A 24,572-nucleotide genomic window follows, 5' to 3' on the forward strand; every position below is an offset into this window, starting at 1 on the left:
CATTTTGTCGTACTAAATTGTATGAAAAGGAATAGTAATTTATAACCCAAGATTTACCAAAAGATCGCATATATAATCGTATGTTGCAGGTTCAAGAGGTTCGAAAGTGCTCTCATCGATTATGCCCAATGCATAGGCTTTACTGAGGCTTGCGCTATATTGTTTGCTTGCTCCTTCAAAATTTGTTTGTGGAGTTATAGTGAGTATGGAGTAGCCATTCTTGAGTTCGTATAACTTAATCAATCCGGCAATAGCCGCTTCGTTAGAAATCTCAGAGGTTTGAGATTCGGTAAATAATCCAGAATGAGTTGCCTGAGATATTTCTGAATCAGAAACTGATTTGTCTAAATCGATAGTTGTGTTTGCATATGCTATGCCAAGCATCAGATTTATAAACGCTGTGCTATTAACAGGTGTATTGCCAAAATATTTTAAGCCAAATTGAGTGATTCCGTATTTGGCAGTAATATCTCGAAGAGACTGAGTTAAATCTCTAGGCAAAGCAACATTGCGAGTTGAGTATAATGCATTGATGCCTATAAGGTTGGTATCAAATATGGAATGCGCACCATCTTCGGCAACAATAGTTTGCGCCGGCATATCTTCCCAAGTTTGTTGCGCGGCATTATATACCCGAGAAACAAGGTTTAGTGGAGAATATGCATTAAGCTTGATGCTGACGTTCATATTTTTACTTAGTGTTGAAACAGATTGAGGAACCATAGTATCGGTTACTAGATGTATCGCCACTTGCTCGGCAACCTGAAACGCATGTGGATAATCTAATTGCATATCGTTGAGATCATAATTTAAAACCTTGACAAATGTAAATACAGCATTGTCAGTGCTTTTTAGATTGCTTAAGTTTATGCCAGCAGGATTAATGTTGTAGATGACATCATTTGTCTCAATCTGCAAATTGATTCCTAGGCTATCCATAGCGGTAAGAAGCATCACAGGCACAGTAAGTTTTCTAACTACTGGATTTTCGATGCCATCAAATAAATTTAAATCAACATCAAAGGTATCTGAATCAGTATTTATTAATTGCGTAATAATACCTTCTGGATTTACAATTGTGTAGTTCCATACACCAGAATCTTGGTCAAAGTCTTCTTCGTAATCGGTTTCAAATTCGATAACGTTATCAGGTTCTCCGGTATACTCATCTTTAGAAGTTTTGGTGACTATTCTAACCCAGTTGCTATACTCGGATTCTTCCTCGAGAGTTCTGTCTGTCTCTCCATCGAGAACAGTGATAATCGACTTAACTTTAACAAAATAGTCTTTATTGGATTTTAGATTGTTAAATTTAATCATGTTTTTGGCAAGAATTTGAAATGGATCTTCATCAGCACCGGCTTCGGTTTTGTTCTCTTCTGTAATTGTAACCACTGTCGCATCAATAAATTCTACGTTATCAGCAAATTCAACAGTGTATGCATAAGTTGTGACAACATTACCCTCTGTAGATTCTCCAAAATCGTTTTCGTCTTTTTCCCATTGAACAGTAACATAATTATGAGTTATTGGATCATATTCTAAATCGAGTTCGATTAGGCTAAGCTTAGAAGCAGGGCCCAAACTGATAGGCACATCAGGTGGCAAAATTTGTTTAGTTTTTGCAAATACAGGTGAGCTCCAAGAAGATTTAAGGTCGCCTTCTTTTTGTTTTGCACGAACCCAGATATAATATTCGGTATCGGGAAAAAGTCCGGTAACTTCTATATATGCATTTTCACCATCACCTACATAAAATTCGCTATTTGCATCCGAAGATAAATCAAATAAAAATGAAACAGCATCGGGACCATCGGGGTCGTCTAATCTGCTATATACTAATTCATAATCAAACTTGTGGTTAAACTTAAAAAACACTTCTATACTACTGTCAGTAACTTCGTTTAGTGTAAGATTTGGAACAATAGGAACTTCTTCTTCGCTGGTAAAGTTTGCTAAAGTATTGTAGATGATAAAACTAGGATAAGACTGAATCAGTTTTGTGCCATCATCTAATAATCGGTATGCTCTCACAAAAGTGATATACGCAGTGTTTGGAAGAAGATCCTCAAGTTTGTGTTCATTCCAAGTTAGTCCTAGATCATCTTGATATGGTCTAATAACAGGTTCTTCCCATCCGGCGTTCCAATCTGCGTTGCCACCTTCGATCTCTGTCATATAAACCCACTCTTCTAGCGACAAAGAACCTTGCATATTTTTGACAGTTTCATAAGGCAAAGTTTGAATTTCGTATTTGATGTTATTGCCCAAAGTTACGGGGCGAGAGGTAAAGTTGTTTTCATAAAAGTTTGCGCCAACAAAATCTTTAACCATTTCGATATTGTTTGGTGTAATTAAATCTATAGGAAATATCTCCAAAGCAGACGGTTGCTTGAAGAATATTTTGGGTTCTGTTTCGGATAAAAATACCTTTGAGTTCCATTGATCGGTAAGAGGAATATTCTCTTCGTAGCCTTTGTAAAAATCTTCGGCTTTGGCAGAACCCTTGTACATCATTTCTTGCCATTCTGTACGCCAAATTATATCTGCTGTCGTGGTGGTAATGCTGTCATTTTTTACCATAACAGGAGGTTTTACAAGAACTGGAGGAATGAAGATATCGCCATTTTTATCGATAGTGATTGCAACAATGGTGGGCTCCGAAATTGCGTATCTGGCACCATCTTGTCGCTTGGCAACGATCTGAATGTAGTATGTTTTATTGGTAGCAAGAGGTCGCAATATCTCTTCGACATCATAGTATTGAGCTACAGTTTTCTTAAAACCTACAAGGTCTCCAAACGGTGTCTTAACTAAAGTTGATTCATCATCTGGATCGATCAAAATGTTGCGTTCAATAGGAGCGAGCCCGTTTTCGAGCAGAGAGCTATCAAGAGATTCTTTACGCTCGGTTATCCATATATCATAAACTAGATCATAATCAAATGTCTTATTGCCATCTAAGGCGGCTGCCTCATACGCATCCCAAACCAATTGGATTTGTACCGGAGCGTTGTTGATTACAGTAAAAGTTTGATTTGCAAAGTTTTCGGCATTATATGGAGTTGTATCACCTTTAACAAGATATTCTGATGCGATATTGGCATTTAAATCTATACCTGTATTAAAAGGCTTAGGAATTTGAGGAGAAGATGGTTTTTCGACAGCATCATAAGGAATATACTCCACTTTTCCTGTAGTAGGAGGTGGAGCTAGAGTGTTGTTAGTGGATAAGTCGGTAAACTCAAATTCTAGCCAATAAACAGTAGTTGCCTCTGGTTCATAGAGTTCGTAATAACCAATAAGGGCACCGTTGTTATCTTGAAAAGTAAAGATTTCTTGTGGATTTTGCCCTGCAACTTGTGCCATAATGCTGGTTTTTGTAAGAGAGTAAGAGTTCTCTAAAATGCTTGCAGAGATATTCCACTCTAACCTAATTTTTCCATTACCAACGTTAAAAACTTTTAGCGGAATACTAGTGATGGCACTGACAACTTTAGGATCTAGACCAATGGTTGTTTGTTCTCTTAGCGGATCTCCTTCAGAAAAGTCTGGCATAACATAAACAGAATACATTTGGCCAGGGCTAACTCCTTCGGAAATTAGGTATCGAACATATTGACGACCATCATTAGGATCGGTAAAAATGTTATCTTGAGTTAGGTCAGTTGCTTTGAGAGTGATATCACTGTTCTCAGGAAAGTCGCCGATATCTCCGGCAGCGCCCTGAGTGTAGCCCAATGTATATTGAATGTTGGGAATGTATTCAAAGACTACTTCTAAACCTTCGTCGGTACCAGTAACCTGAGTATTCAGATCGGTAATAATTTTGATAGAAGTAAGTTCTGATTCGATGATACTATCGTATTTTTCGTCAGTAGCTTCATCAACCACGGTGTGTAAATGGCGTGCTACCAAATTTATTTGATAGAATACACCGCTTTCTAGCAATACGCTGATATCTTGTTCGGTAGTATCGGGACCAATAGGCATATCACGTCCTGGAGAAGTTCCCATAAAATCCTCAGTGGTCAGTTCGTATCCAGTAAGGTCGTGAGATCCCTCAACATCAATAGCCGGGTCACTTCCGGAGGCGTCTCCATCTTTATCTGCGGCGATTTCGGGTCGGGTCCACCCAAACAGTACATCTGGTACAATAGTAAATTCACCATTTTTCTTATGTGTAATATTGGCATATAAGTCCGTTGGAGGATTCTGAATATTTGCAAATATATTAATAGGAAAAAGTGAAATTACCATAACAGATGCTAGCATAAAAGCTGTAATTCTCTTTGTTTTCATGTAATTTCCTCCTTCTAATAGAACAATATGTATAGCCAAGCATCAGCTATACACATATATTTAGATTATCTAGCCATAACTTTAATAAGCATATTTAACAAGTTCTCAGGATCAAGAGGCATTGTTGGATAAAGCTGGTTGTTAACTGGCTCAACAAATCCAAGTTCTATAGCAGCAGAAATGTGTTGTCTATAATTAGGTTTAAATGCGCCAATATTGGAGATTGCTTGTCGATTGCTAATCATAATACTAGAAACATTGGTAAAGAATAGTTTTTCATAAAGTTGCATTACAATGTAGATCGCATCTTCTTGAGTGATAGAGCCTGTAAGATTAACAGGATTGACATCTCGGAAGCCTGCTTGTACTAAAAAAGTAGCAGGATTAGTAAATTTGTTAGCACCCAAAATAGAGGCAATGGCGGTATATAACTGTTCTTTAGAAGCCGTATCTCCAGGACCTAGTTTGGTGCCAAATATTATATCTAAATCGTAGCGTTTAATAAAGTCTTGGTCTACAGAGTCTATATCAATCGCAGAGCCTATCTCTTCTCTAGTACCTCCAAAAACTACTGCAGAAGGCTCCGAAAGCTCTGTTGCCCATCCGTCAATCATTTGAAACGCATAAGTTTCGTGCCAGCCTTTGTCATAAATAAAAGCAGTGGCATCAGATGTATCTATGTCAGAAGTAATAAGAACAGAAGGCTTAAGCTCTTTGACTTTTTTGTCACGAATCATGGCGCTCTGAATATTTTCAAATGCTTTGTCCTGATAACGAGTAGAAATATTGGCAATTTCCGCTTCCACAATTTCGAGTAACTCATCGTCTTCTACAACATCGCCAGCAAGTGCCTCTTTTAAATCTTCTTCCACAGAAAGGCGCCCATCATCAATAAGGTCGTTGAGGTTATCGAGAATATCAACTTCCAAATAGATATCTTCATTATCCAAATAAACAACAGCTAATTCAAAATTTAACTCATCAGTTAGAGGTTCTTCGCCATCTACTTTGTCTAGTTCGCGAGTATATAAAGCAACTTTGATATAATAGTCTTCGATTTTGTTAGAGTTGGTATCAACTTTGGCATCGCTGATCTCATCTAAATATGAAGCAATAGTATCAGGGCGAATGTTGATGGAAAAATCGCCCAATGTTGCAGCCAAAGTGGCAGCGTGTCCATCAGCAAAAGATTTGCCAGGGAAGTAGTATTCGACAGTGGTAAAATTCTCGTTAGTGATTAAATCGAATTTTTCGTTTGCAAAGGCATCTTTGAGATAGGCTTCTTTAAATTTATAGATTCCAGTATCTTCTGTTTCGAGTAAAGTCCAATATTGAGATCCTCGAAGCTCTAGTACTAGACGGTCAAATTTAGACAAGTATTCTTCTAGCCTAGATTTGTCTTGCTCATCTTCGTCGTCTACTTCTGTTTGATATGAGACAGAGTTAGAGTATAGCGAACGAGGACTTTCTTCATCGGCAGCGACGTTGGTGTTATAATCTATAATTCGAACTTTTATGTCATATCTGGTGCTGGATTCAAAGCCTCTAAGATGATAAACATAGTATTGATACCCTTCTGGAGGAGTTGGTGCATCATCATTAGGTGTTAGTCGTTCTGCACTATATTTTCCGGCATTGGCAAAAGAAAAATCGGAATCGCCTTCGCCTTTGATAGAAATCTCGAAATCATAGTCATCTGGCACCACGGCGTCAGTAGGAATAGGTGCAATAAAGCTAACAACAACTTCATCTGTTGAGAGATAATCATATGCTTTAGTTTTTTCTACTTTGAGCTGTGCAGGAGGGTCGACAGGAGTTGTAGTGACAGGTTGGCTGATCCATTCGGAGCCGACAAGTGTACCGTCCACATCAACAATAGTTCGCAAATAGTAGTAATAAATTGTGTTAGGAGTTAATGTTTCGTCTTCCAATTTAAGTAAATCACTAAAAAGTGTAGAAGACAGCAATTTGGTAGTAAATTCCGCACCATTATACTCGACGGAATATACACGATTGTCGCCATCAGTAAAATGCCCTCCAGTAGCAAAACCAAGCAAAGAAGGATCTTTCATCAAGACATTTTCAAGGCTTAAGGAAGAATCTAAAATATCATCATCTAAGCGCGTGCTCTCTGTTCTAAGAAGCTCATAATACATAGGCTGGTCATCGTTTGGCTCATAATTAGGAGGATCCCAACGCAAAACAACAGAGGTGTTGTTATTTTGATCTTCTACCCAAAAATCTGCAGGAGTAGGTGGCTTCTGTTCTTCGGGGCTAGGTGGCTTAGGAGTCAAGTGTGTGGTGAATGTATGAATTTTAGAAAACGTAGAATATTTAGGAAGTACATCAGGAGCGCCACTGTCAACTCGAGTACGAATTTGAACGTAGTAAGTTTGGTTTTGATCGAGTCCTTTATATTCGATTTTTGGCCACGAATATGACGGCAAGATGTTGTCGTACCCATCAAAGTCTAGTCGCAATACTTTGCCATCTCGCAAGCTGGTAAGATAATTGCTTAAGTTAACATCCAAGCTTTGCTTTGGTACCACAATGTCAATATCAGTCGCAGAAATAACTCGGGCGTCCTCAAAGTTTTGCAATGTAGGCTCATCTTTCTGATATAAAAATACTTCATATGTTCTACCATATTTATCAATTATATCGTCGCTATCATATATATCCTCATAACCATATGTCCAGTCGATTGGGTCTAGCATATAGTCGATAAAGGTTTCTAGATTTACGACATTGAAATTGATTCTTTGGTTGGCCTTATAGATATCTGCAGGGTTTGGTGGGTCCACAATAATTACAGGCTCATCTGTGATAATGGTAACAATTGGAAGAATCTCGTTTTTGTTGGTAAAGGTGATAGCAACAGGGTTTGACTCGTTACTAAATGTAAGAGTACTGGTGGTGCCTTCTTCTCCAGGATCTCTATCATAGACCGCTCGTACCGTGAAGTAATAAGTTTTGCCAACATCCCATTGAGGATAGCTTAAGTCGCCAGTTTCGGCAGGTGGGGCAGGATAATTTGCGGCAGTTAAATATTCGTCATTTTTAAAGGCCGTGTTATCGAGGTGATTCCAATTAAATTCACCGTGATTTTGCTTTATGAGAACGTCTTCAACGGTAAAAGTTTCGGAAGACTGGTTATAGGTGTTAGTATCGCCAATTTCACCTGCATACCCAGTGATCTGAATCTCACCCTCGCCTTCTGCTACAACTTCTCTATCAACTTTAAAAATCTTGCTAAAGACTCTGCCATCAGCAGGAGTTTCTTTATCTTCATACATTAATAATTCATAGTATAAGGTACCGTCATTAACAAATTGATCCAGTTGCTGATTGTCTTCTGTATTTTTAGGTGCAGTAAAAGATATGTCAAACCCAATAGCCTGAGTGGGTTCGGTGGGGTGATCTGGTGGAACAACATAGATATTTTTAATTTCGTCGATTAATGGTGTTGGAGGCTTGATATTTGTATCGATGGCCGCATTATATTTTAAATATTGGGATAGCAAAATTGTCTGATCAGAGATAACTACTTCGATTAAGTAACCTTGTTCACCATCAGATAGCATAGGAACGGGAACGCTGTCACTGATATATCCATAACCAATACCAACTAAGTTATCTTCGCTTGCTTCCTTGTTATCATAAACGCGATACTTGGTGCTATCTGATAGGCCTTTGTATGGGGTATATGTTAAGATCGCATCGGTAAGAGAAACCCTTTCAACACGGTATTCCATATAGGTATAGAAGTCACCAGTTTTGGAATATTTCTGATTGATAAATCTGTTTTCGACAGGGTTATAAGGATTTTCGTCATCTATAATTTCGATTTCAACGATATTCATAAGCTCGCTATTGCTAAGAGAGCTCCATTCGATAAACTCTTTGGTGATATCATCAGCATCAGCGCCACTGGCATCTTCTTGACCTAGGGTAGTTTGTCCATCATCAATTTCTAGCTTAAATATGTCGTTTTGAACCACTTTAATTAGGTGATGCCCAGCGATTTTGCCATTTTTTGCCTCTTCCTCAGAAGGTGCAACATAGAATTTTTTTGCAAGTTCATTAGGATTGTTGTGAACTGTTATGTCGGTGGGGTTATCTGGATCTGTTGAAAAGTCGAAGAAAAACTGTATGTTATCTTTGTCGTAGGAACTAATGCTAAATTTTCCTTTGAGATATTCGCCGTGAGTCATAAGTACTTCTTGATATTTGTCGTAACCGCCGCTTGTGGCTAATTCGTCTACATCGGGGGTTGCTATATTATCTTCGGCAGTAAATATAAAATCAAGATCGAGAGGATGGTCAAACATAATGTCAAATCCAGGTCTCTCACCAGCAGTTTGAGGGCTTTCGATTTCCTCATCATTAATTAGAGTAGTCGGTTGCGGAGGATCTAGCTTAAGCCCAGGGTCTTCTGGATCTATCATATAGTGAGTGGGAATACCATCAAAATTGTTTAGCTGCTTTAGAATCTTTAGATTTTCGCTTCTAACAGGATTTTGAGCATCTTCATTTAAAGCATTTAGCTCGATAACTTTGTAGTTGACAATGCTACCAGATTTGACGCCACTATTGGTTAGGTGAAATCTAAATTCTCCGGTGCCTAATTTTTCAAATATATATCTAAAATTAAAATCGTTACCAGGGCCAATTAGTTTAATAGTGTTACCAAAGTCGGCTAAAAATTTACTATTGACATCAACTTCTTGGACTATTTTTCCAATAATAGATTTTCCGCCTATTGATATTTGCTCAGCAGAATCTTGGATAAAAATGTCATCTTTGATGGTTTCGTTTTGAGCAGTATTTGGGTCATCTTCTTGATCGGGCTCTCCTTTATCAATTGAAGGTAAGCCGTCATTTGTCAGATCGTCTTTGTATCCGTCTGGAAGTGTATATTCGTCATAGCGGCTGAGGTTTGAATTATATAGTGAATATTTTGTATAGTTAGAGGGCAGTTGATCGTATGGCCCTAAGTTGTTTGAATCTGGATAGTTGGGTGCATATTTTGGAAAGCCATAGTTTAGTAGATGATGACCCGAATTGTGAACAGTAGTTATTACTTGGTGTAAACCTGTTGCATCTGTTCGGAGCTGATGCGTAACGTGAATTATATTAGTAGTGTTGCGAACGTAATAAGAAATTTCATAGATACCGCCGTCTGTTCCATCAAACTGAATGCCCGCCCAATCTTCTAGCATAGGCTCGTTTTGGCTGGCCGCAAAGAAGGCAGGGTCTTCAGGAAGCGCAAATGCTCGTCGTTGTATATTAAATAAGGGTGTACCTGCTCGAGACGATGATTTAATATTTGATTGATAGTCTATCGGCGTTGAGTTGGTGTATTTTATAATATTAGCTGCTGTATTGTTATTAGGAGTGAGCGCAAAAGCTTCCACTTTGTGTATAGGTGGACTGCAAATCATGGCTCCCGCTAGAAAAGCAGCTAATCGTTTTTTCAATAACATAGTTCTCCCCTTTCGTATTTTGGCATCTTATGAAATATATATCGTCAACAAAAGGAAAAAAACTACATCGAAAAATGTCAACGCATTTACAAGTTAATTTCTACTGCATTACAATTTTGCGAACCGGGCAAACAGATCATCGAGTCGCGATTTTGGCAAGCATGGTTTGCAAGTCTGCTGGATTCATAGGCATCGTAGGAGATAGGTTTGGGTTAGCGAGTCCAAGTTCCACCGCTGCCATAATATATTGTCTATAATGCGGTTTGAATTCGGAAATGTTTGGAACAGCCAGGCGGTTGTGGATCATAATGCTGGAAACGCTGATGAAGTTTATTTTTTCGTACAACTGCATTGCCATGTAGATAGCTTCTTCTTGCGTAACGGAGCCAGTGAGATTGACTCGAGTGACATCTCTAAATCCTTGCTGTAATAAAAATGCAACGGGGTCTGTATATGCATCGGCACCCAATATAGATGCGATAGCTGTGTATAGTTGCTCTTTAGATGCGGTGTTTGAAGGACCAAGTTTGGTGCCGAATGTTGTGTCGAGATCGTATCGATTGACAGCATCTTGCTCGGGAGGTGCAATGTTAATGTTGGGTCCGACGCTTGGAGTGCCAGCAAAAACGATGGCGGCGGGCTCGGTGATTTCTGTTGCCCATCCGTCGAACATTCTAAAAGCAAAAGTTTGACGCCAACCCCGGTCGTATATAAAAGCTGTAGCATTATAGCTATCAATGGCAGCAGATACCAATACTGCAGTTTCGAGCTCCTTGATATTTTTGTCGCGCTCGATAGCATCATGAACTACTTCGAATGCCATATCCTGGTGGCGTGTTGCGATATTGGCAACTGCGTCTTCTACGATGTCTAGCAGCTGGTCGTCTTCTGTTACGCGAGAGGCAAGTGCGTCTTGCAAGTCTTCTTCCACAGATTCGCGACCGTCTTCGATAAGGTCTGTAATTTCGTCCAAAAGTTCAACTTCTATATAGATATCTTTTTCATCTAAGTGCACCACTTCTAGCTCGATATTTAGCTCATCGGTTAGCGGCTTTTCGCCATTAACGAAGTTGATCTCGTTGGTATATAATGTAAGTTTGATGTAATAATCTTCGATCTTATTGGATCTAACATCAGATCTGGCATCGGATATTTCGTCGAGGTATCGGTTGAATGTATCGGGGCGGATGTTAACTGCAAAGTCTCCGATTTCTGCAGTGAGAGTAGCATCGTGCCCATCTTCGAAAGATTGCCCAGGGAAGTAATACTCGGCAGTAGTGAATGTAGGGGCCGCAAACAATTCGAAGGTATCGGTCGCAAGAGCATCGTCGAGATATGCCTCCTTAAATTTATATATGCCAGTATCGAAAGTTTCTAGCAATGGCCAATAGGGCTGCCCCTTAAGTTCCAAAACGAGGCGGTCAAATTTATCTAGATATTCTTCTAACCGTGATTTATCTTGCTCATCCTCATCGTCAACTTCGGTTTGATACGAAATAGAGTTTGAGTATAACGAACGAGGGGGTTCTTCATCTGCGGCGACATCGGTTGTGTAGTCTATAATTCGAACCTTGATGTCATATCGAGTACTGGATTCTAAGCCAGTAAGATGATATACATAATATTGATAGCCTTCTGGAGGTGTTGGCGCATCGTCGTTTGGAGTGAGTCGCTCTGCACCATATTTTTCGGCATTTGCAAAGGAAAAATCTTCCTCTTCCCCTTTGATTGCAATCTCAAAGTCATAATCTTTTGGCACTGATGCATGAACAGGAATAGGAGCAATGAAACTGATGACAACTTCGTCGGTTGGCAGGTAGTCATACTCTGTAGTTTTTTCGATTTTGAGTTGTGCGGGAGATTCGACGGGTGATGTTGTAACGGGCTGGCTGATCCATTCGGAGTGAACAAGCGTATTGTCGATATTGGCCACGGTACGCAAATAGTAATAATAGATTGTATTTGGAGTTAGAGTTTTGTCTTCGAGTTTGAGTAGGCTGCTAAAAAGCTGAGGGTCTAGCAATTTTGTTGTAAACCCGGCGCCATTATATGAAACCGAGTATACGCGGTCGTCACCATCGGTAAAGTGGCCGCCTGTCGCAAAAGCTGCCAATGATGGATCTTGCATCAAAACGTTTTCTAGGCTCAATGTATCGCTGAGAATTTCTGCATCTAGTCGCGTATCTTCGGTGCGAATCAACTCGTAATATATAGGCGCATCCGCTTGATAATTTGGTGGATCCCAACGTAGCGATACTGAGTTGTTGCCCTCCTGTTCTTCTATCCAAAAATCTGCTGGAGCAGGGGGTTTTTGCTCTTCGGGACTTGGGGGTTGCGGTGTTAGATGAGTTGTAAAAGTATGAATTTTAGAAAATGTAGAATATTGTGGTGGAGTGTTGGGATCTGCGCTATCTACTCTGGTACGAATTTGAACGTAGTAAGTTTGATTTTGGTCGAGGTCGTTGTATTCTATAGTAGGCCAAGCGTATTGCGGCAAGATGTTGTCGTAGCCAACAAAATCCAATTGTACAACCGCACCATTTCGCAGATGCGTAATATAGTCATCCATATCAACATCGATGCTTTGTTTTGGAACTGCAACAGTGATGTCGGAGTCGTCGACCGTTACTGCAGTTTCGAAGTCTGCCGCGGAGGGTTCGTCTTGCTGATACAGAAACACTTCGTACGTTCGGCCGTATTTGTCGATGATAGTATCGTTATCGTATACATCCTCATAAGCATAGGCCCAATCGATAGGGTCTAGCATGTAGTCGACAAAATACTCTAGATTTACGATGTTAAAGTTGAGCCGTTGGTTTGCGGAAGCTGAATCTTCGAAAATTACGGGCTCGTCAGTTATGACTGTAACAATTGGTAGCAGTTCGGCTTTGTTGGTAAACGTAATAGGAACCGGATTGGATTCATTGCTAAATGTCAGCGTGCTTGATTCATCTGAAGCGCTAGAATCTCGATCGTAGACTGCTCGTAATGTAAAGTAGTAAGTTTTTCCAACATCCCATTGCGGATAGCTTAGGTCGACTTCTGAAGGTGCGGCGGGATAGTTTGCTTCGTTGAGGTATTGATCGTTTGCGAAGTCGGTATCATCAAGCTGGTTCCACTCAAATCTACCATGATTTTGCTTTAATAATACGTCGGATACGGTGAAAGTTTCGGATGATGGGTTATAGGAAGCGGTGCCAGCATCTCCGGCATAGGCAGAAATCTCGATTTCACCTACACGGTCGACCTGAAATATTTTACTGTAGACTCTTTTGTTTGCAGGAGTTTCTTTGGTATCATACATTAGGAGTTCGTAGTACAGAGTACCATCATCGACTAGCTGATCGAGCTGCCGATTTTCTTCGGTATTTTTTGGTGCGGAAAAAGTGATATCAAACCCGATAGCTTGAGTTGGGCCTAGCGGTTCTTCGGGAGGCACGACATAGATGTTGGTGATCTCATCGATAAGCGGAGTTGGTGGCTTGATGTTGGTATCGGTCGCGGCATTGTATTTGAGATACTGTGATAGCAGATTGGTTTTGTCGGAGATAATAGCTTCCATCAAATAGCCCTGCTCACCGCTAGAAAGTATAGGAACGGGAAAGCTGTCGCTAACATAATCATATCCGGTATCGATGAGGTTGTCTGGCGTTGCTTCTTTATTATTGTAGACATTGTATTTGGTGTTGTTGGAGAGGCCTTTGTAGGGAACATATGTTAATCTGGCTTCATTAAGAGAGATTCGTTCGACGCGAAATTCCATATAGGTGTGTACACTGCCGGTGCTTTCGTATGTGCGATTTATAAATCTATCTTCGAAGGTGTGAGGATTGTCATCGGCAACGATTTCGATTTCGACGGTATCCATCAATTCGCTACTACTGAGGCTAGACCATTCTAAATATTCCTTGGTGATCGGTTCGGCATCTGCGCCAGTTTCGTCTTCGCCACCAAGCTGAATGAAGGAATCATCGATTTCGGGCTTAAATATATCGTTTTGAACAACCTTAATTTGATGATACCCTGCAACTTTGCCATTTGCAGCTTCTGCAGTAGTTGGGGGAATATAGTGTTTTTGTGCAACTTCCTTTGGGTTGTTGTGGACGGTTATAAGTGAAGGGTTGTATGGGTCGGTTGAGAAATCGAAGAAAAACTGGATGTTGTCTTTGTCATAAGAGCTAAGACTAAATTTGCCTTGGAGATATTCTCCATGATCCATAAGCATTTCTTGATATTTGTCATAGCCACCGTTGGAAGCTAGTTCGTCTATATCTGGAGTTGCAGGATTATCGGCGGCAGTAAATTGGGAGCCAAGATCTAGCGGATGATCGAATACGATGTTGAAGCCTGGTCGTTCACCAGCAGTTTGGGGGCTTTCAATTTCGGCATCGTCAACGATTTGGCTGGAGTTGTTGGGATCGATCATATAGTGAGTGGGAGCACCTTCAAAATTATTTAGTTGCTTCAAAATTTGTAAATTTTCAAATCGAGTAGGATTTAGAGAATCTTCATTTAGAGGATTGAGTTCTATAACTTTGTAATTGACAATATTGCCCGCGTCGACGCCACTGTTGTTGAGATGAAATCTAAATTCTCCGGTGCCTAGTTTTTCGAAGGTGTATCGAAATTGGAAATCGTTGCCAGGGCCGATGAGTTTGATGGTGTTGCCATAGTCTGCAATAAATTGGCTATTGAGATCTACCGTGTGAACTATTTTGCCGATGATGGATTTACCACCGATCGATATTTGCTCTGCAAAGTCTTGTATAAAAATATCGTCTTTGACTGTTTCGTTTTGGGATGTAGAAGGGTCGTCATTTTGATCGGGAGAGCCAGTATCTATAGCAGGCAGACCGTTAGCGCCGTCTAGATAACCATCTGGCAGTGTGTATTCATCGTATCTGCTTAAGTTGGAATTGTATAAAGCGAATTTTGTAAAAGTAGCAGGAAGGGGATCGTACGGACTTAAATTATTGGAATCTGGATAATTGGGAGAATATTTTGGAAAGCCATAGTTTAGCAGATGATGACCAGAGTTTTGAATTGTGGTGATGACAGTATGCTGGCCAGTAGCGTCTGTTCTGAGCTGATGCGTAACATGAATTATGTTGGCAATATTTTTAACGAAATAAGAAATTTCATATATGCCACCATCAGTTCCATCAAAGCTGATGCCGGCCCAGTCATGTAGCAGGGGCTCATTTTGGCTTACTGAAAACATGGCAGGATCCTCTGGGAGCATAAAAGTGCGTCGTTCGATGTTGAATGAAGAAGTGGCGGCCTGAAGATGAAAGTTAGAATTTGTGGTTGAGAAAAGTTCATATGTAGAAGGACCGCAAATGAGTGCCCCTGCTAGAAAAGCAGCAAATCGAGTTCGTAATAACATAACTATCTCCTTTCGATACTTGGTATTTTATGGAATATATATCGGTAATAGTAAGGAGAAAATAGATAGATAATGTTAAAATTTTCCAAAAGACCAATTTGCTGCGGTAGAAGGGCTAATCTTCGATTTGGAGGTTAAGTTCTCGGCAAATAATTTTGGCGCAGTCATAGGCAACGTCGCCAGTTAAGCGGATGCATTGATCCATATGTTTTTTGCTTCCCTTGATCATGCCACGAGTAAGGATTCGGCAACATAGATGCTTGTTGTTGTGTTTAAAGTTGTCATGTAATTCGCCAGATAATTTCATAGCAGTTTGAACTTTGTCGTCCTTTGCTTCGCGTCTACCAAAAACCATCCCGATGCACATGACGCCTCCGTTTATAGCGCCGCAAGTGCAACCAGAGCCGCCGATGCCTACAGGAAATCCAGAAGCCATGGCAATAGCATCATCAGAGATATCGAGATCAAAAACATCTTTAATAGTTTTAACAACAGCTTCAGAGCAATAAAAATCTCCTCTGCGGTAATAATCTTCGGCTAAGTGTCGTACTTCTGATAAGTTAATAACTTTGTCAGTCATAATAGATACCTTCTTTCTGAAATAAATGATATGGGGGCAAAAAAAACTGCAACAGCGGAGTGAGAACAAGGCTGTTGCAGTAAAATGTAAAAAAGTTAAAATGGTAGCAATAGCTGCAATAAATGAGTTGGAAGCAAAAGAAATTGCAGTTGCTAATACCATCTTTACAATATAAAGTATATCCAGAAAAAGAAGAATCTATGCACAAAAAATAATAAAAATATATTAAGTTGGGCAAAATAAAAATATCATAGAAAAAGGAGTGAGAAGAGATGAAAAAAAATACCGATGAGAAAGTTGCGGTTACAGAAGAGGAAGAAATTGATAAGATGCTATCGACAGACGCAGTAAGGGAGACAAAGACTGAAATAGACGAAAGTATAGTAATAGCTGCGTTAGCTGCGTTAAATGAAATGAAAGCAATACAACCAAATGAGATAGTATCAATAAAAAAGGCAATTGTCGACAAAGAAGCAATGGAGCAGTTGGCTCTTTTAAAAAGTTTGGCGACTGCAAAAGTACAGTCAAATTATACGCATTTTATATATGATAGCATATCGAAGTCGGTATTTTCATATAGTGAAGGAACGATAAGTAAGACGATAGAGTATGTGTATAATCTGCCGGAGGGCAGCGTGCAGGTAACAACAGCGTTAACAGAGATGGAAGAAAAGCGGATGGATATCGTGTTATCGGCAGAAGAAGGGCATACAATCTACCATATAGAAAGCGAAAGTGGATATAAAGAATGGTTTAAAAAAGGAACTGATAGATTAGTAGATATAGGTGCAGCAGAAAATTCAATGCTAAAAAGGATGTTGAATTATAAGAATTTAATACAGCGTTCTCAAACAATATTGGAAGAAGAGGGAGCGGGGCAGATAGTAATATTTCCCAAAATTGAGCAATTACTAATATATATTAATAAGCATCCAAAAATTGACAGTTATAAATATAGAGAAGCGGATAATAAAGAGTGGAAAGAAATAAGGATATTGAAGGTAGGCGATTTGGACTTTTATGAAATGCGAGATAAGAAGCTGTACGGGCTAATGCTGTTGATAATAGCAAATAGGAGATCGCAATACGGTGGAACGAAATCGCAAGAGAAGAAGGATAGGTTGATAGAAGAAATAGTGGAATATGTTAGAGAAGCCTGTGTAGTAAAAGATAAGCTGACAGACTTAGTAGATAAGGAACAAATGGAAGAATCTATATTGAAATTGGTGCAAAGTTTTGGTAGAATGAATAAAAAGTTGGTAGCGAAGTTAAAAAAGGAGGGCTTAATTATGCCAAGTAAAGCAAAAATATTTGATATGGGATTTCAAAAAGAGATTATTAATGAATATTTGAATGAGGTAGAAAAAGAAAAGAAAGCAATTGAGAGAGAAAAGCAAGCAGCGGAGAGAGAAAAGCAAGCAGCGATAGAAAAGGCAGAACAAGAAAAGCAAGAAAAGCAAGCAGAGCGTAAAAAAACATTAGGCATATTTACAAATCTGGGATATTCATTAGAGCAAATAGTAGAGATGATGGGTTGGAAACAAAATGATGTAAATGCTATGATGAATAATAACAATAATTTATCGATTTAATTAAAAAAGTAGAAGCCTCCGAGAAATAAATGGGGGCTTTTTTGTATATAGCTGTTTTGTATATGAAAGAAGTAATATAAATCATTGCATTTTCAAAATACTTGATCGCAAATTATGTTCAATATACATACAAAGAGGAATACAAACATAATCATAATATAAAAGGAGTGATAGATTATGCTGCAAAATAAGTATGATATTAATTGGTTAATTCAGGAAAAAAATGTTGAATATTTTGCGTTTTGGGGGCATAAAACAAGAAATAGTGGAAAACTAACTTCTAGTTGCCTAAATCAGTGGTGGGCATCAGATTTTATATATGAAAATGAAAAATATTGGTGTATGGAACAATTTATGATGGAGCAAAAGGCTCTGATGTTTAATGATGTACTGACTTGGTCGGAGATTCGCAATTGCAATGATCAGAAAAAGATTAGAAAGCTGGGTAAAAAAGTGACAATGTTTGATGAGGAGATATGGAATGAAAGGCGTGAAGAAATACTTTTAAAAGGAAATTTGGCGAAATTTTTATGCAATGAAAGTATCAAAGAATTTTTATTATCGACAGAAAATAAAGTGTTAGTAGAAATAAGTCCATATGATAAAGTATTGGGGGTGGGATTAAATAAAAACGACTCAAGATTGGAAGACATAAATGCATGGCAGGGAAAAAATTTGCTAGGATTTGCTTTGATGACTGTTCGAGATTGGATTAGGGAAGAAACAAAATGAGGAGGCTTGCTCCTCTTTTTTTATAACTAAATTTTGAGATCACCATCTGATATATAGCCTTTGTTGCGCAAAATCATAGCGATAGCAGGGCATATCATTGCAGGTAAAACAAAGCATACCAAAGCTAGGCCAATCCACATGGTAGCGGTTGGTGCGGTGGCGACGGCGCCGTTGAGAATAGCGGCTTCGCTTGGAGATACCCAGCCGGTAATCATTCCGATTTGTCCCACAAATCCGCAAGTGCCCATGCCGCTCGAAACTGCCTCACCATTCATCTCGAGCTTGAAAATGACTGTGGAAATAGGCCCTGTAATTGCAGAAGTGATAATAGCAGGGAGCCACAATATAGGTTTCTTAATGAGATTTGGCATTTGAAGCATCGAGGTTCCGATACCTTGCGATACAATTCCTGAAATCCCGTTGTCCTTAAAACTCATGAATGCGAAACCAATCATATGCGCACAGCAACCAGCGAGTGCGGCTCCTCCGGCCAGCCCAGTTATTGCAAAGGCGGCGCAGATGGCAGCTGAAGAGATTGGAAGCGTTAAAGTAATTCCGACAACAACAGAGATGATCACTCCCATAAAAAATGGAGCGAGATCTGTTGCCCACTGAATAAAGTTACCAACTAGCATTGCGGCGCTGGATATGTATGGTGCTATGGTGAGAGCTAAAAATGTTCCGACGCAAATAGTAACAGTGGGGGTAACGAGGATATCGATTTTAGTTTCTTTGGACACAAGTTTTCCACATTCGGCGGCGATGATCGCAATAAATAATACAGCAAGAGGACCGCCGGCACCGCCTTGTGTGTTTGCGGCAGCTCCAACAGTGGCGAGAGAAAATAAGACTAGCGGAGGGCAGTGTAATGCGTAGCCTATTGCTATAGCCATTGCGGGGCCGGCCATTTGTGTGGCAAAGGAACCGATAGTAATTAAGGAGTCGAGAGATATTTGTTGTCCGAGAGTTTTGATTATAGTGCCAATAAGAAGAGAGCAAAAGAGCCCTTGTGCCATAGCTGCGAGAGCGTCAATGCCATAGCGTTTTACAGAAATTTGTATATCTTTGCGTTGCAAAAATTCTTTCATGATCTTCCTCCAATATAATGTGATAAAAAGTAGTATATCAAAAGCCTATATATATGTCAAGATATAAAAGTATAAGCAAAATTTGGCATTTTTTATAGCATTTAGCACTGAGATTGTATTATAATAGCAGTTGTGCCATTGCAAAATTAAGATTGTTTGAAAGGAGTAGGCAATGAAATTATGGACTTTATTTATCGCAGCGGTAATAGCGACGGAAGGATCAATAGTGTCTGCAATTAATTATGATCCAGATCAAAAGGTAGAGGTAATTTACGACCCGGCTCAAGTTGCCGAGGTAGTTTATGACCCTACTGTATTGGCAAATACTGAGCGCATATCAGATATTGAAAATGTATCGAATCTAGATTATCAAGTAACAGAAATTCAAAAAAGTGGCGAAAATACTTATACAATAACAGCAGATATTTTTGCGGGAAAGGGGTTACTGCAAACTCTAGAATATGATGTAGCGTGTGATACAGAATGGTTGAGCGGAGCAGTGATGGGTGTGATAGATGTTGTACGCTTTTTTGATGTAAACTTTGATGGGTATGCGGATGTTATACTAGAAGTGGCTCCTCTTAATGAAAGTGGAAGCCGGTACCAGTATTGGTCTTTTGATGCGGACAAAGGAAAGTTTTCGCATTGCACGCAATTTGACGAGCTGGGTTATCTCGTTGCAAGTACAAATAGCCCGATGATACTTAGCACGAGTTATAGCGATAAACTAGTCCCAACGTATGAGTTATATAGTGTAATAAACGGCAAGCTCTCGCATGTTGTAACGTTGAAGGGAGAGCTGTATGAACATGACGGAGTGAAGGATGTAAAATTCTTGGAGATACTGACAGGAATTGTAGCTAATGGTGAGCGGGGATATGAAGTATACGAAATGCAAAACTATATATATGCCGAAGAAGAGTTATCGCCCATTTGGGCAGAGTTTAAAAAATACGTAATATTAGCAGTGGGATAACATTTTGATGCGAGCAACTCTCCTCTCGCATCTAATCTAGTAGTGTATATTATTTTGCATGTTGCCTGCCGGTGTGATCGCAATAGTATGCATCGCGAATGAGAAGTTTGGAAACGGGCACTAGCTCATAGTTAAGCTGGACAAGTCCTTTAATTATAGCATCTAAAGCATCCTTTGTGTATTCTGTACCAGTGTGTAGAAGTATGATGGACCCATTTTGAAGGTTTGGGTGCTGCAGAACTTTGTCTATAAGCTGATTTTCTCCATAATTTTTCCAGTCGAGAGAGTCGACATCCCACTGAATGGTATAATACCCAGCTTCGGTGGCTGCCATGATGACATCGTTATTATATTCGCCATAAGGAGCTCGGTATAAATCCATATCTACGCATAGTAAATCTTTCACTTTTTTGTGTGCAGCAAGAATATCTGACGTAATGGCACTCTTGGTCATCTTGGTGACATGTGGGTGAGCATCAGAATGATTGGCAATGTCGTGCCCCTTTTGGTGCAAGGATTTTACCTGATCGGGAAATTTTTCGACCCAATCACCTACGATAAAAAATGTTGCTTTGACGTTGTTATCATCGAGGATTGCTAGTATCTGATCGAAATCGTCTGCTCCCCAAGCAACATCGAAGGTGAGAGAAACTTGTGGAAGATCTGTATCGACAGAATAGATGGGCAGAATTTTCTCTGCAGCTGCCAAGGATGTAATGCTTAAAATTGTAGCGATCAATGCGCTAAAAAATCGAATTAAAGTTTGCAATGTGTAATCTCCAGTCTGTTTTAATATATTTTTAGTAGTTTGGTGATTTTTATACATATAATTTGCTTTGTGTTTGGATACTACTAATGGAGTAAAAATATTGAGATTAGGAGAGATGACAATGAAACCAATTTTAGGATGTATAGCAACTGACTTCGCTGGTGCTAGTGATGCGGCATCATTTTTAACTGCAGGAGGAATGCATACGGTTTTGTATAATGGGCTTCCAGCTGACAAGAAAAACTTAGAAAAATGTGATGCAATAGTTATTGCACTAAATACTAGGAGTCTGGCTAAAGAAGATGTAGTGGAGAAGAGTTTGAAAGCAGCGAAATGGCTGAAGAAGCAGGGAATCAAGCAATTATATATAAAATATTGTTTAACATTTGATTCAATTCCCGAGGGAAATATTGGCTCGATTTTGGACGCAATGGTCGACAAGCTCGGTTGTGAATATACAGTATTATGTCCAGGATTGCCAGGAAATGGAAAAATCGTAAAAAATGGGATATTATATGTAAATGAAGAGACGCTTAATGAGAATTTGATATGGTCGGCAGATATAGCGAAGTTGTTGCAGCCGCAAAGCAAGTATCCGTGTTGGAAGATGTCCGCAGAAGAGATGGTAAAAGGCATTGAGAGCATCAAAACATTTGCAGAAAATACTGGTCCATTTTATATAATTCCAGATCACGAAAAAGAAGAAGATACGATAGAGTTTGTGAAGGTATTTGGAGACTTGCCGTTGTTATCTGGCGGATCGGGAATTTTATTTGAGCTTGCTAAGAAACACATGAAGGATGCGGGGCATACAACGAAATATCATTCATACCATTCTGAGACCGAAGGGAAAGCATTGATTTTGGCAGGAAGTTGCGCAAAGATAACAAAGGCACAAATTGACTACTACAAGAATAGTGGTGGTAGAAGTATCTTTATAAATCCAGAAGATTTGACGACCGGAAATCAAACTGTGGAAGCTATTTTGAAGCAAGTAGAAAATGAAACTATAATTTATAGCTCTCAAGATCCTGAAGAAAATGGAGCAGAAGATGAGCTGATAGAATCGACGATGGCAACTATTGCAAAAAAAGTTGTGGAAGCAGGATATACCAGAATCATTGTAACGGGGGACAAGATATCTGGAGCAGTAATGCAGGTAGTAGAGAGTAAGGGATTTATTATTGCAGAAAATGTGGATCCAGGAGTTCCGGTAATGATTCCGATGGGCAATAAGGAGTTGCGATTGATTTTGAAGTCAGAAAATTTTGGAGCCGAGAACTTTTTTGAAAAGATGCTAACCGCTACTGATGTAGAACAAGTGAAAGCTTCGTGTAAGCATTTGCAAGAATATGTAGAAAACTTTCGAAAAAGTGTGGAAAAAAATATTAAATTAGACGATATATTCGATGAAGTAATATGGATTGCTAAGAGTTTGTTTGATCGAGGCAAGGTGGTGGGGTCTGCGGCAAATCTTAGTTTTAAATACGAAGATACGATCTACATTACTGGAAGTGATGCTTGTTTTGGAAAGTTGACAAGAAAAAGCTTTGCAGAAGTGACTATGGAAGGAGTGGTGCGCTCGATGCTGGAACCTAGTAAGGAATTTCCGATGCATCAAATTTTGTATAAGCATAAAGATGTCGCGGCGGTGATTCATACACATAGTTTGTATGCGACGTTGTGGTCATGTTTAAACCATGAAAATAAGGTAGATTGTATTCCGAGCTATACGCCATATTTGAAAATGAAAGTGGGAACAGTTGGAATCGTGCCATATGCAGTACCAGGAAGTGCAGAGCTATTTAGCTTAATAGAAGCTCATGTTGCAGCGAGCGATGGATTTTTGCTAAGCAATCATGGAGTTTTGGTTGCAGGAGAAAATATGATGGATGCATTTTATAAAATAGAAGAAATAGAAGAGAGTGCGAGAATAGCATGGGAATTGAGAGATAAAAATATATCACGTATTTAGTGGGGGGAATAAAATATGAGGAATAAAATTTATCACAAAGTGTTTGATGTAATTGCGGTGGCAGAATTGCTTCTGGGGGCGGCAGTGTTGGTGGCATGCGTGATAAGTGGAACGGGGATGATAATTAGTACAAGTATAAATGAATTGTTTTCGTGTCCGGATTACATTATAGAATGGATAAATAATGTTTGCTATATTGTGATAGGAATAGAAGTTATTAAAGTAATAACCAGCCATACGGTGGATTCGGTGGTTGACATATTGTTGCTGGCATTGGCAAGGCAGTTGGTAGTAGATCACCCATCGCCAATGGAAAATCTGTTTATTATTATGGCAGTAGCGATATTATTTGTGGTTAGAAAGTATTTGCATATTCCTAAAATAGATAATTTGGAGTAGGGGATGTGCGTGATTGCAACTGCAGTTATGATGGCCGCAGTTGCAGGAGTTTATTCAGCAGAGTCAGTACAGATAATATCGTATCCTTTTGTATTTTGTTCAAACTCTACGCTATTAAGAAATGATTCCATTTCATTCATTTCGGTGTTTTCGTGAGATGAAATAGTATCAATTTTTTCATTTTGAAAATCTTTTAAATGTAAAGTTAGCCCATCGTTTTTCTCTTTGTAAATGCAACGATAGCCCTCTTCGTATAGGTGTTTCAAATCATCAACTTTTCCCATGCAAATTCCCTCCTAAAATAGTATTTTAAATAGTTTGTGCAGCAAGAGGTTTTTTAATACATAGGGCGATAATTAGCAACTCTACCCCTCTAATCTGTTCATCTAGGCCAGTTTTAACGTTGCGATCAACAGTAAGGCAAGCCTTGAGAGCATCCTTAATCTCTTGGTATCTATAGACTTTGCTGACAGCAAGCATCTCGTTTACCACGTAGATCGGAAGCCCGAGTTGGTGAGAAATTTGGTAAGGAGTATGTTTAAGCCGTGCTAAATCTTTTATTTGGAATATATTTCTATAATTAGTTGCAATCAAAGCAAGCATCGCGATGGGGGATTCCTTTTGCGCAACAAGGTGGTGATATAGCGTTATTGCAGAAGTAGAATCTTGTTGGGCGATCTTCGTAAACAAATCGAATATTTTTTGTTCGAGAGTTATGGTACATATTTTGTCAATGGCGGCGATCGTAATAGGAGAATGACAGCAATATGCTAGAAGTTTTTCAAATTCCAAAAGAGTGTAGCCTACATTTTTGGGCATTCTGGATATAAAGTACGAAAATACATTTTTTTCTATTGGAGGATTATGAAACTCTTTATTAATAATGCTGAACATTTGAGCTTCGGTTGCAAAGTCAAATTCTTGTGCAGAGCCGACAGTAATAAGTGTTTTGTATAGTTTGTTGCGTTTGTCGACCTGAGTTTCTGAAAAGACCATACATATATAATCGGGAAAAATTTTGAGCCAGTCGGAAAGTCTATCTGAGGCATCTTTTCGACCAGGTGCAAATAACCCGCTCTCTTTAATTAAAATAAATTTTTTGGCATTGAAAAACGGCAGAGTTTCCCCTTCGTCTATAATAGTTTCGACATTGCAAGTTGGTCCTGCAAATGTTACGAAGTTCATAACATCATTATCAGAAACTGTGGCAGCCTTGAGTTTTTGAATTTGTTGAGTTTTTAGATATTCTTCATTGCCATAAATTAAATAACATTCGTTCATTGTGTC

General features: G+C 39.2%; 13 protein-coding genes. 5 read left to right on the top strand and 8 right to left on the bottom strand.

Features of this window, described 5'->3' with window-relative positions; translation table 11 throughout:
• Positions 1-39 precede the first annotated feature (39 nt).
• The 4 genes from PCY70_RS01885 to PCY70_RS01900 form a co-directional block, all read right to left on the bottom strand.
• Positions 40-4,302, bottom strand: a complete 4,263-nt coding sequence (locus PCY70_RS01885; protein ID WP_305768231.1) for a fibronectin type III domain-containing protein — start codon at positions 4,300-4,302, stop codon at positions 40-42.
• A 65-nt stretch (positions 4,303-4,367) separates the two neighbouring features.
• The gene (locus PCY70_RS01890) at positions 4,368-9,788 is read right to left on the bottom strand and encodes a hypothetical protein (protein ID WP_305768232.1); all 5,421 of its coding nucleotides are present in this window, start codon (positions 9,786-9,788) and stop codon (positions 4,368-4,370) included.
• A gap of 136 nt (positions 9,789-9,924) precedes the next feature.
• Positions 9,925-15,174, bottom strand: coding sequence for a hypothetical protein (locus PCY70_RS01895; protein WP_305768233.1), 5,250 nt, complete (start codon positions 15,172-15,174; stop codon positions 9,925-9,927).
• Between the two features lie 115 nt (positions 15,175-15,289).
• Positions 15,290-15,754, bottom strand: coding sequence for a C-GCAxxG-C-C family (seleno)protein (locus PCY70_RS01900; protein ID WP_305768234.1), 465 nt, complete (start codon positions 15,752-15,754; stop codon positions 15,290-15,292).
• Positions 15,755-16,026: 272 nt separating this feature from the next.
• On the opposite strand from PCY70_RS01900, the gene PCY70_RS01905 reads away from it, so the two are divergent.
• Positions 16,027-17,346, top strand: a complete 1,320-nt coding sequence (locus PCY70_RS01905; protein ID WP_305768235.1) for a hypothetical protein — start codon at positions 16,027-16,029, stop codon at positions 17,344-17,346.
• 177 nt (positions 17,347-17,523) lie between these two features.
• Entirely contained in the window at positions 17,524-18,078 is a 555-nt protein-coding gene (locus tag PCY70_RS01910; RefSeq protein ID WP_305768236.1) for an NADAR family protein, read from the top strand.
• Between the two features lie 26 nt (positions 18,079-18,104).
• Here PCY70_RS01910 and PCY70_RS01915 read toward each other — a convergent pair whose 3' ends face one another.
• Entirely contained in the window at positions 18,105-19,166 is a 1,062-nt protein-coding gene (locus tag PCY70_RS01915; RefSeq protein WP_305768237.1) for a PTS sugar transporter subunit IIC, read from the bottom strand.
• Positions 19,167-19,338: 172 nt separating this feature from the next.
• Between PCY70_RS01915 and PCY70_RS01920 the strand changes: the two genes are divergently transcribed.
• Positions 19,339-20,142: an XAC2610-related protein gene (locus PCY70_RS01920; protein ID WP_305768238.1), complete on the top strand. Its 804-nt coding sequence runs from the start codon at positions 19,339-19,341 to the stop codon at positions 20,140-20,142.
• Positions 20,143-20,191: 49 nt separating this feature from the next.
• On the opposite strand, the gene PCY70_RS01925 is transcribed toward PCY70_RS01920, so the two are convergent.
• Positions 20,192-20,911: a polysaccharide deacetylase family protein gene (locus PCY70_RS01925; protein WP_305768239.1), complete on the bottom strand. Its 720-nt coding sequence runs from the start codon at positions 20,909-20,911 to the stop codon at positions 20,192-20,194.
• Between the two features lie 121 nt (positions 20,912-21,032).
• Here PCY70_RS01925 and PCY70_RS13745 point away from each other — a divergent pair, with 121 nt between their 5' ends.
• Entirely contained in the window at positions 21,033-22,886 is a 1,854-nt protein-coding gene (locus PCY70_RS13745; RefSeq protein ID WP_323132694.1) for a four-carbon acid sugar kinase family protein, read from the top strand.
• A gap of 15 nt (positions 22,887-22,901) precedes the next feature.
• A complete protein-coding gene (locus PCY70_RS01940; RefSeq protein ID WP_010166873.1) occupies positions 22,902-23,285 on the top strand; it encodes a hypothetical protein in 384 nt (127 codons plus the stop codon).
• Between the two features lie 50 nt (positions 23,286-23,335).
• Here the strand turns inward: PCY70_RS01940 and PCY70_RS01945 are convergent, their stop codons facing one another.
• Together PCY70_RS01945 and holA are read right to left on the bottom strand one after the other, a co-directional pair.
• A complete protein-coding gene (locus PCY70_RS01945; protein ID WP_010166874.1) occupies positions 23,336-23,569 on the bottom strand; it encodes a hypothetical protein in 234 nt (77 codons plus the stop codon).
• Positions 23,570-23,594: 25 nt separating this feature from the next.
• Entirely contained in the window at positions 23,595-24,566 is a 972-nt protein-coding gene (gene holA / locus PCY70_RS01950) for a DNA polymerase III subunit delta (RefSeq protein WP_305768240.1), read from the bottom strand.
• Between the last annotated feature and the right edge of the window lie 6 nt (positions 24,567-24,572).

The sequence above is a fragment of the Candidatus Epulonipiscium viviparus genome (genome assembly GCF_030708075.1).
Lineage (GTDB): Bacteria > Bacillota > Clostridia > Lachnospirales > Cellulosilyticaceae > Epulonipiscioides > Epulonipiscioides viviparus.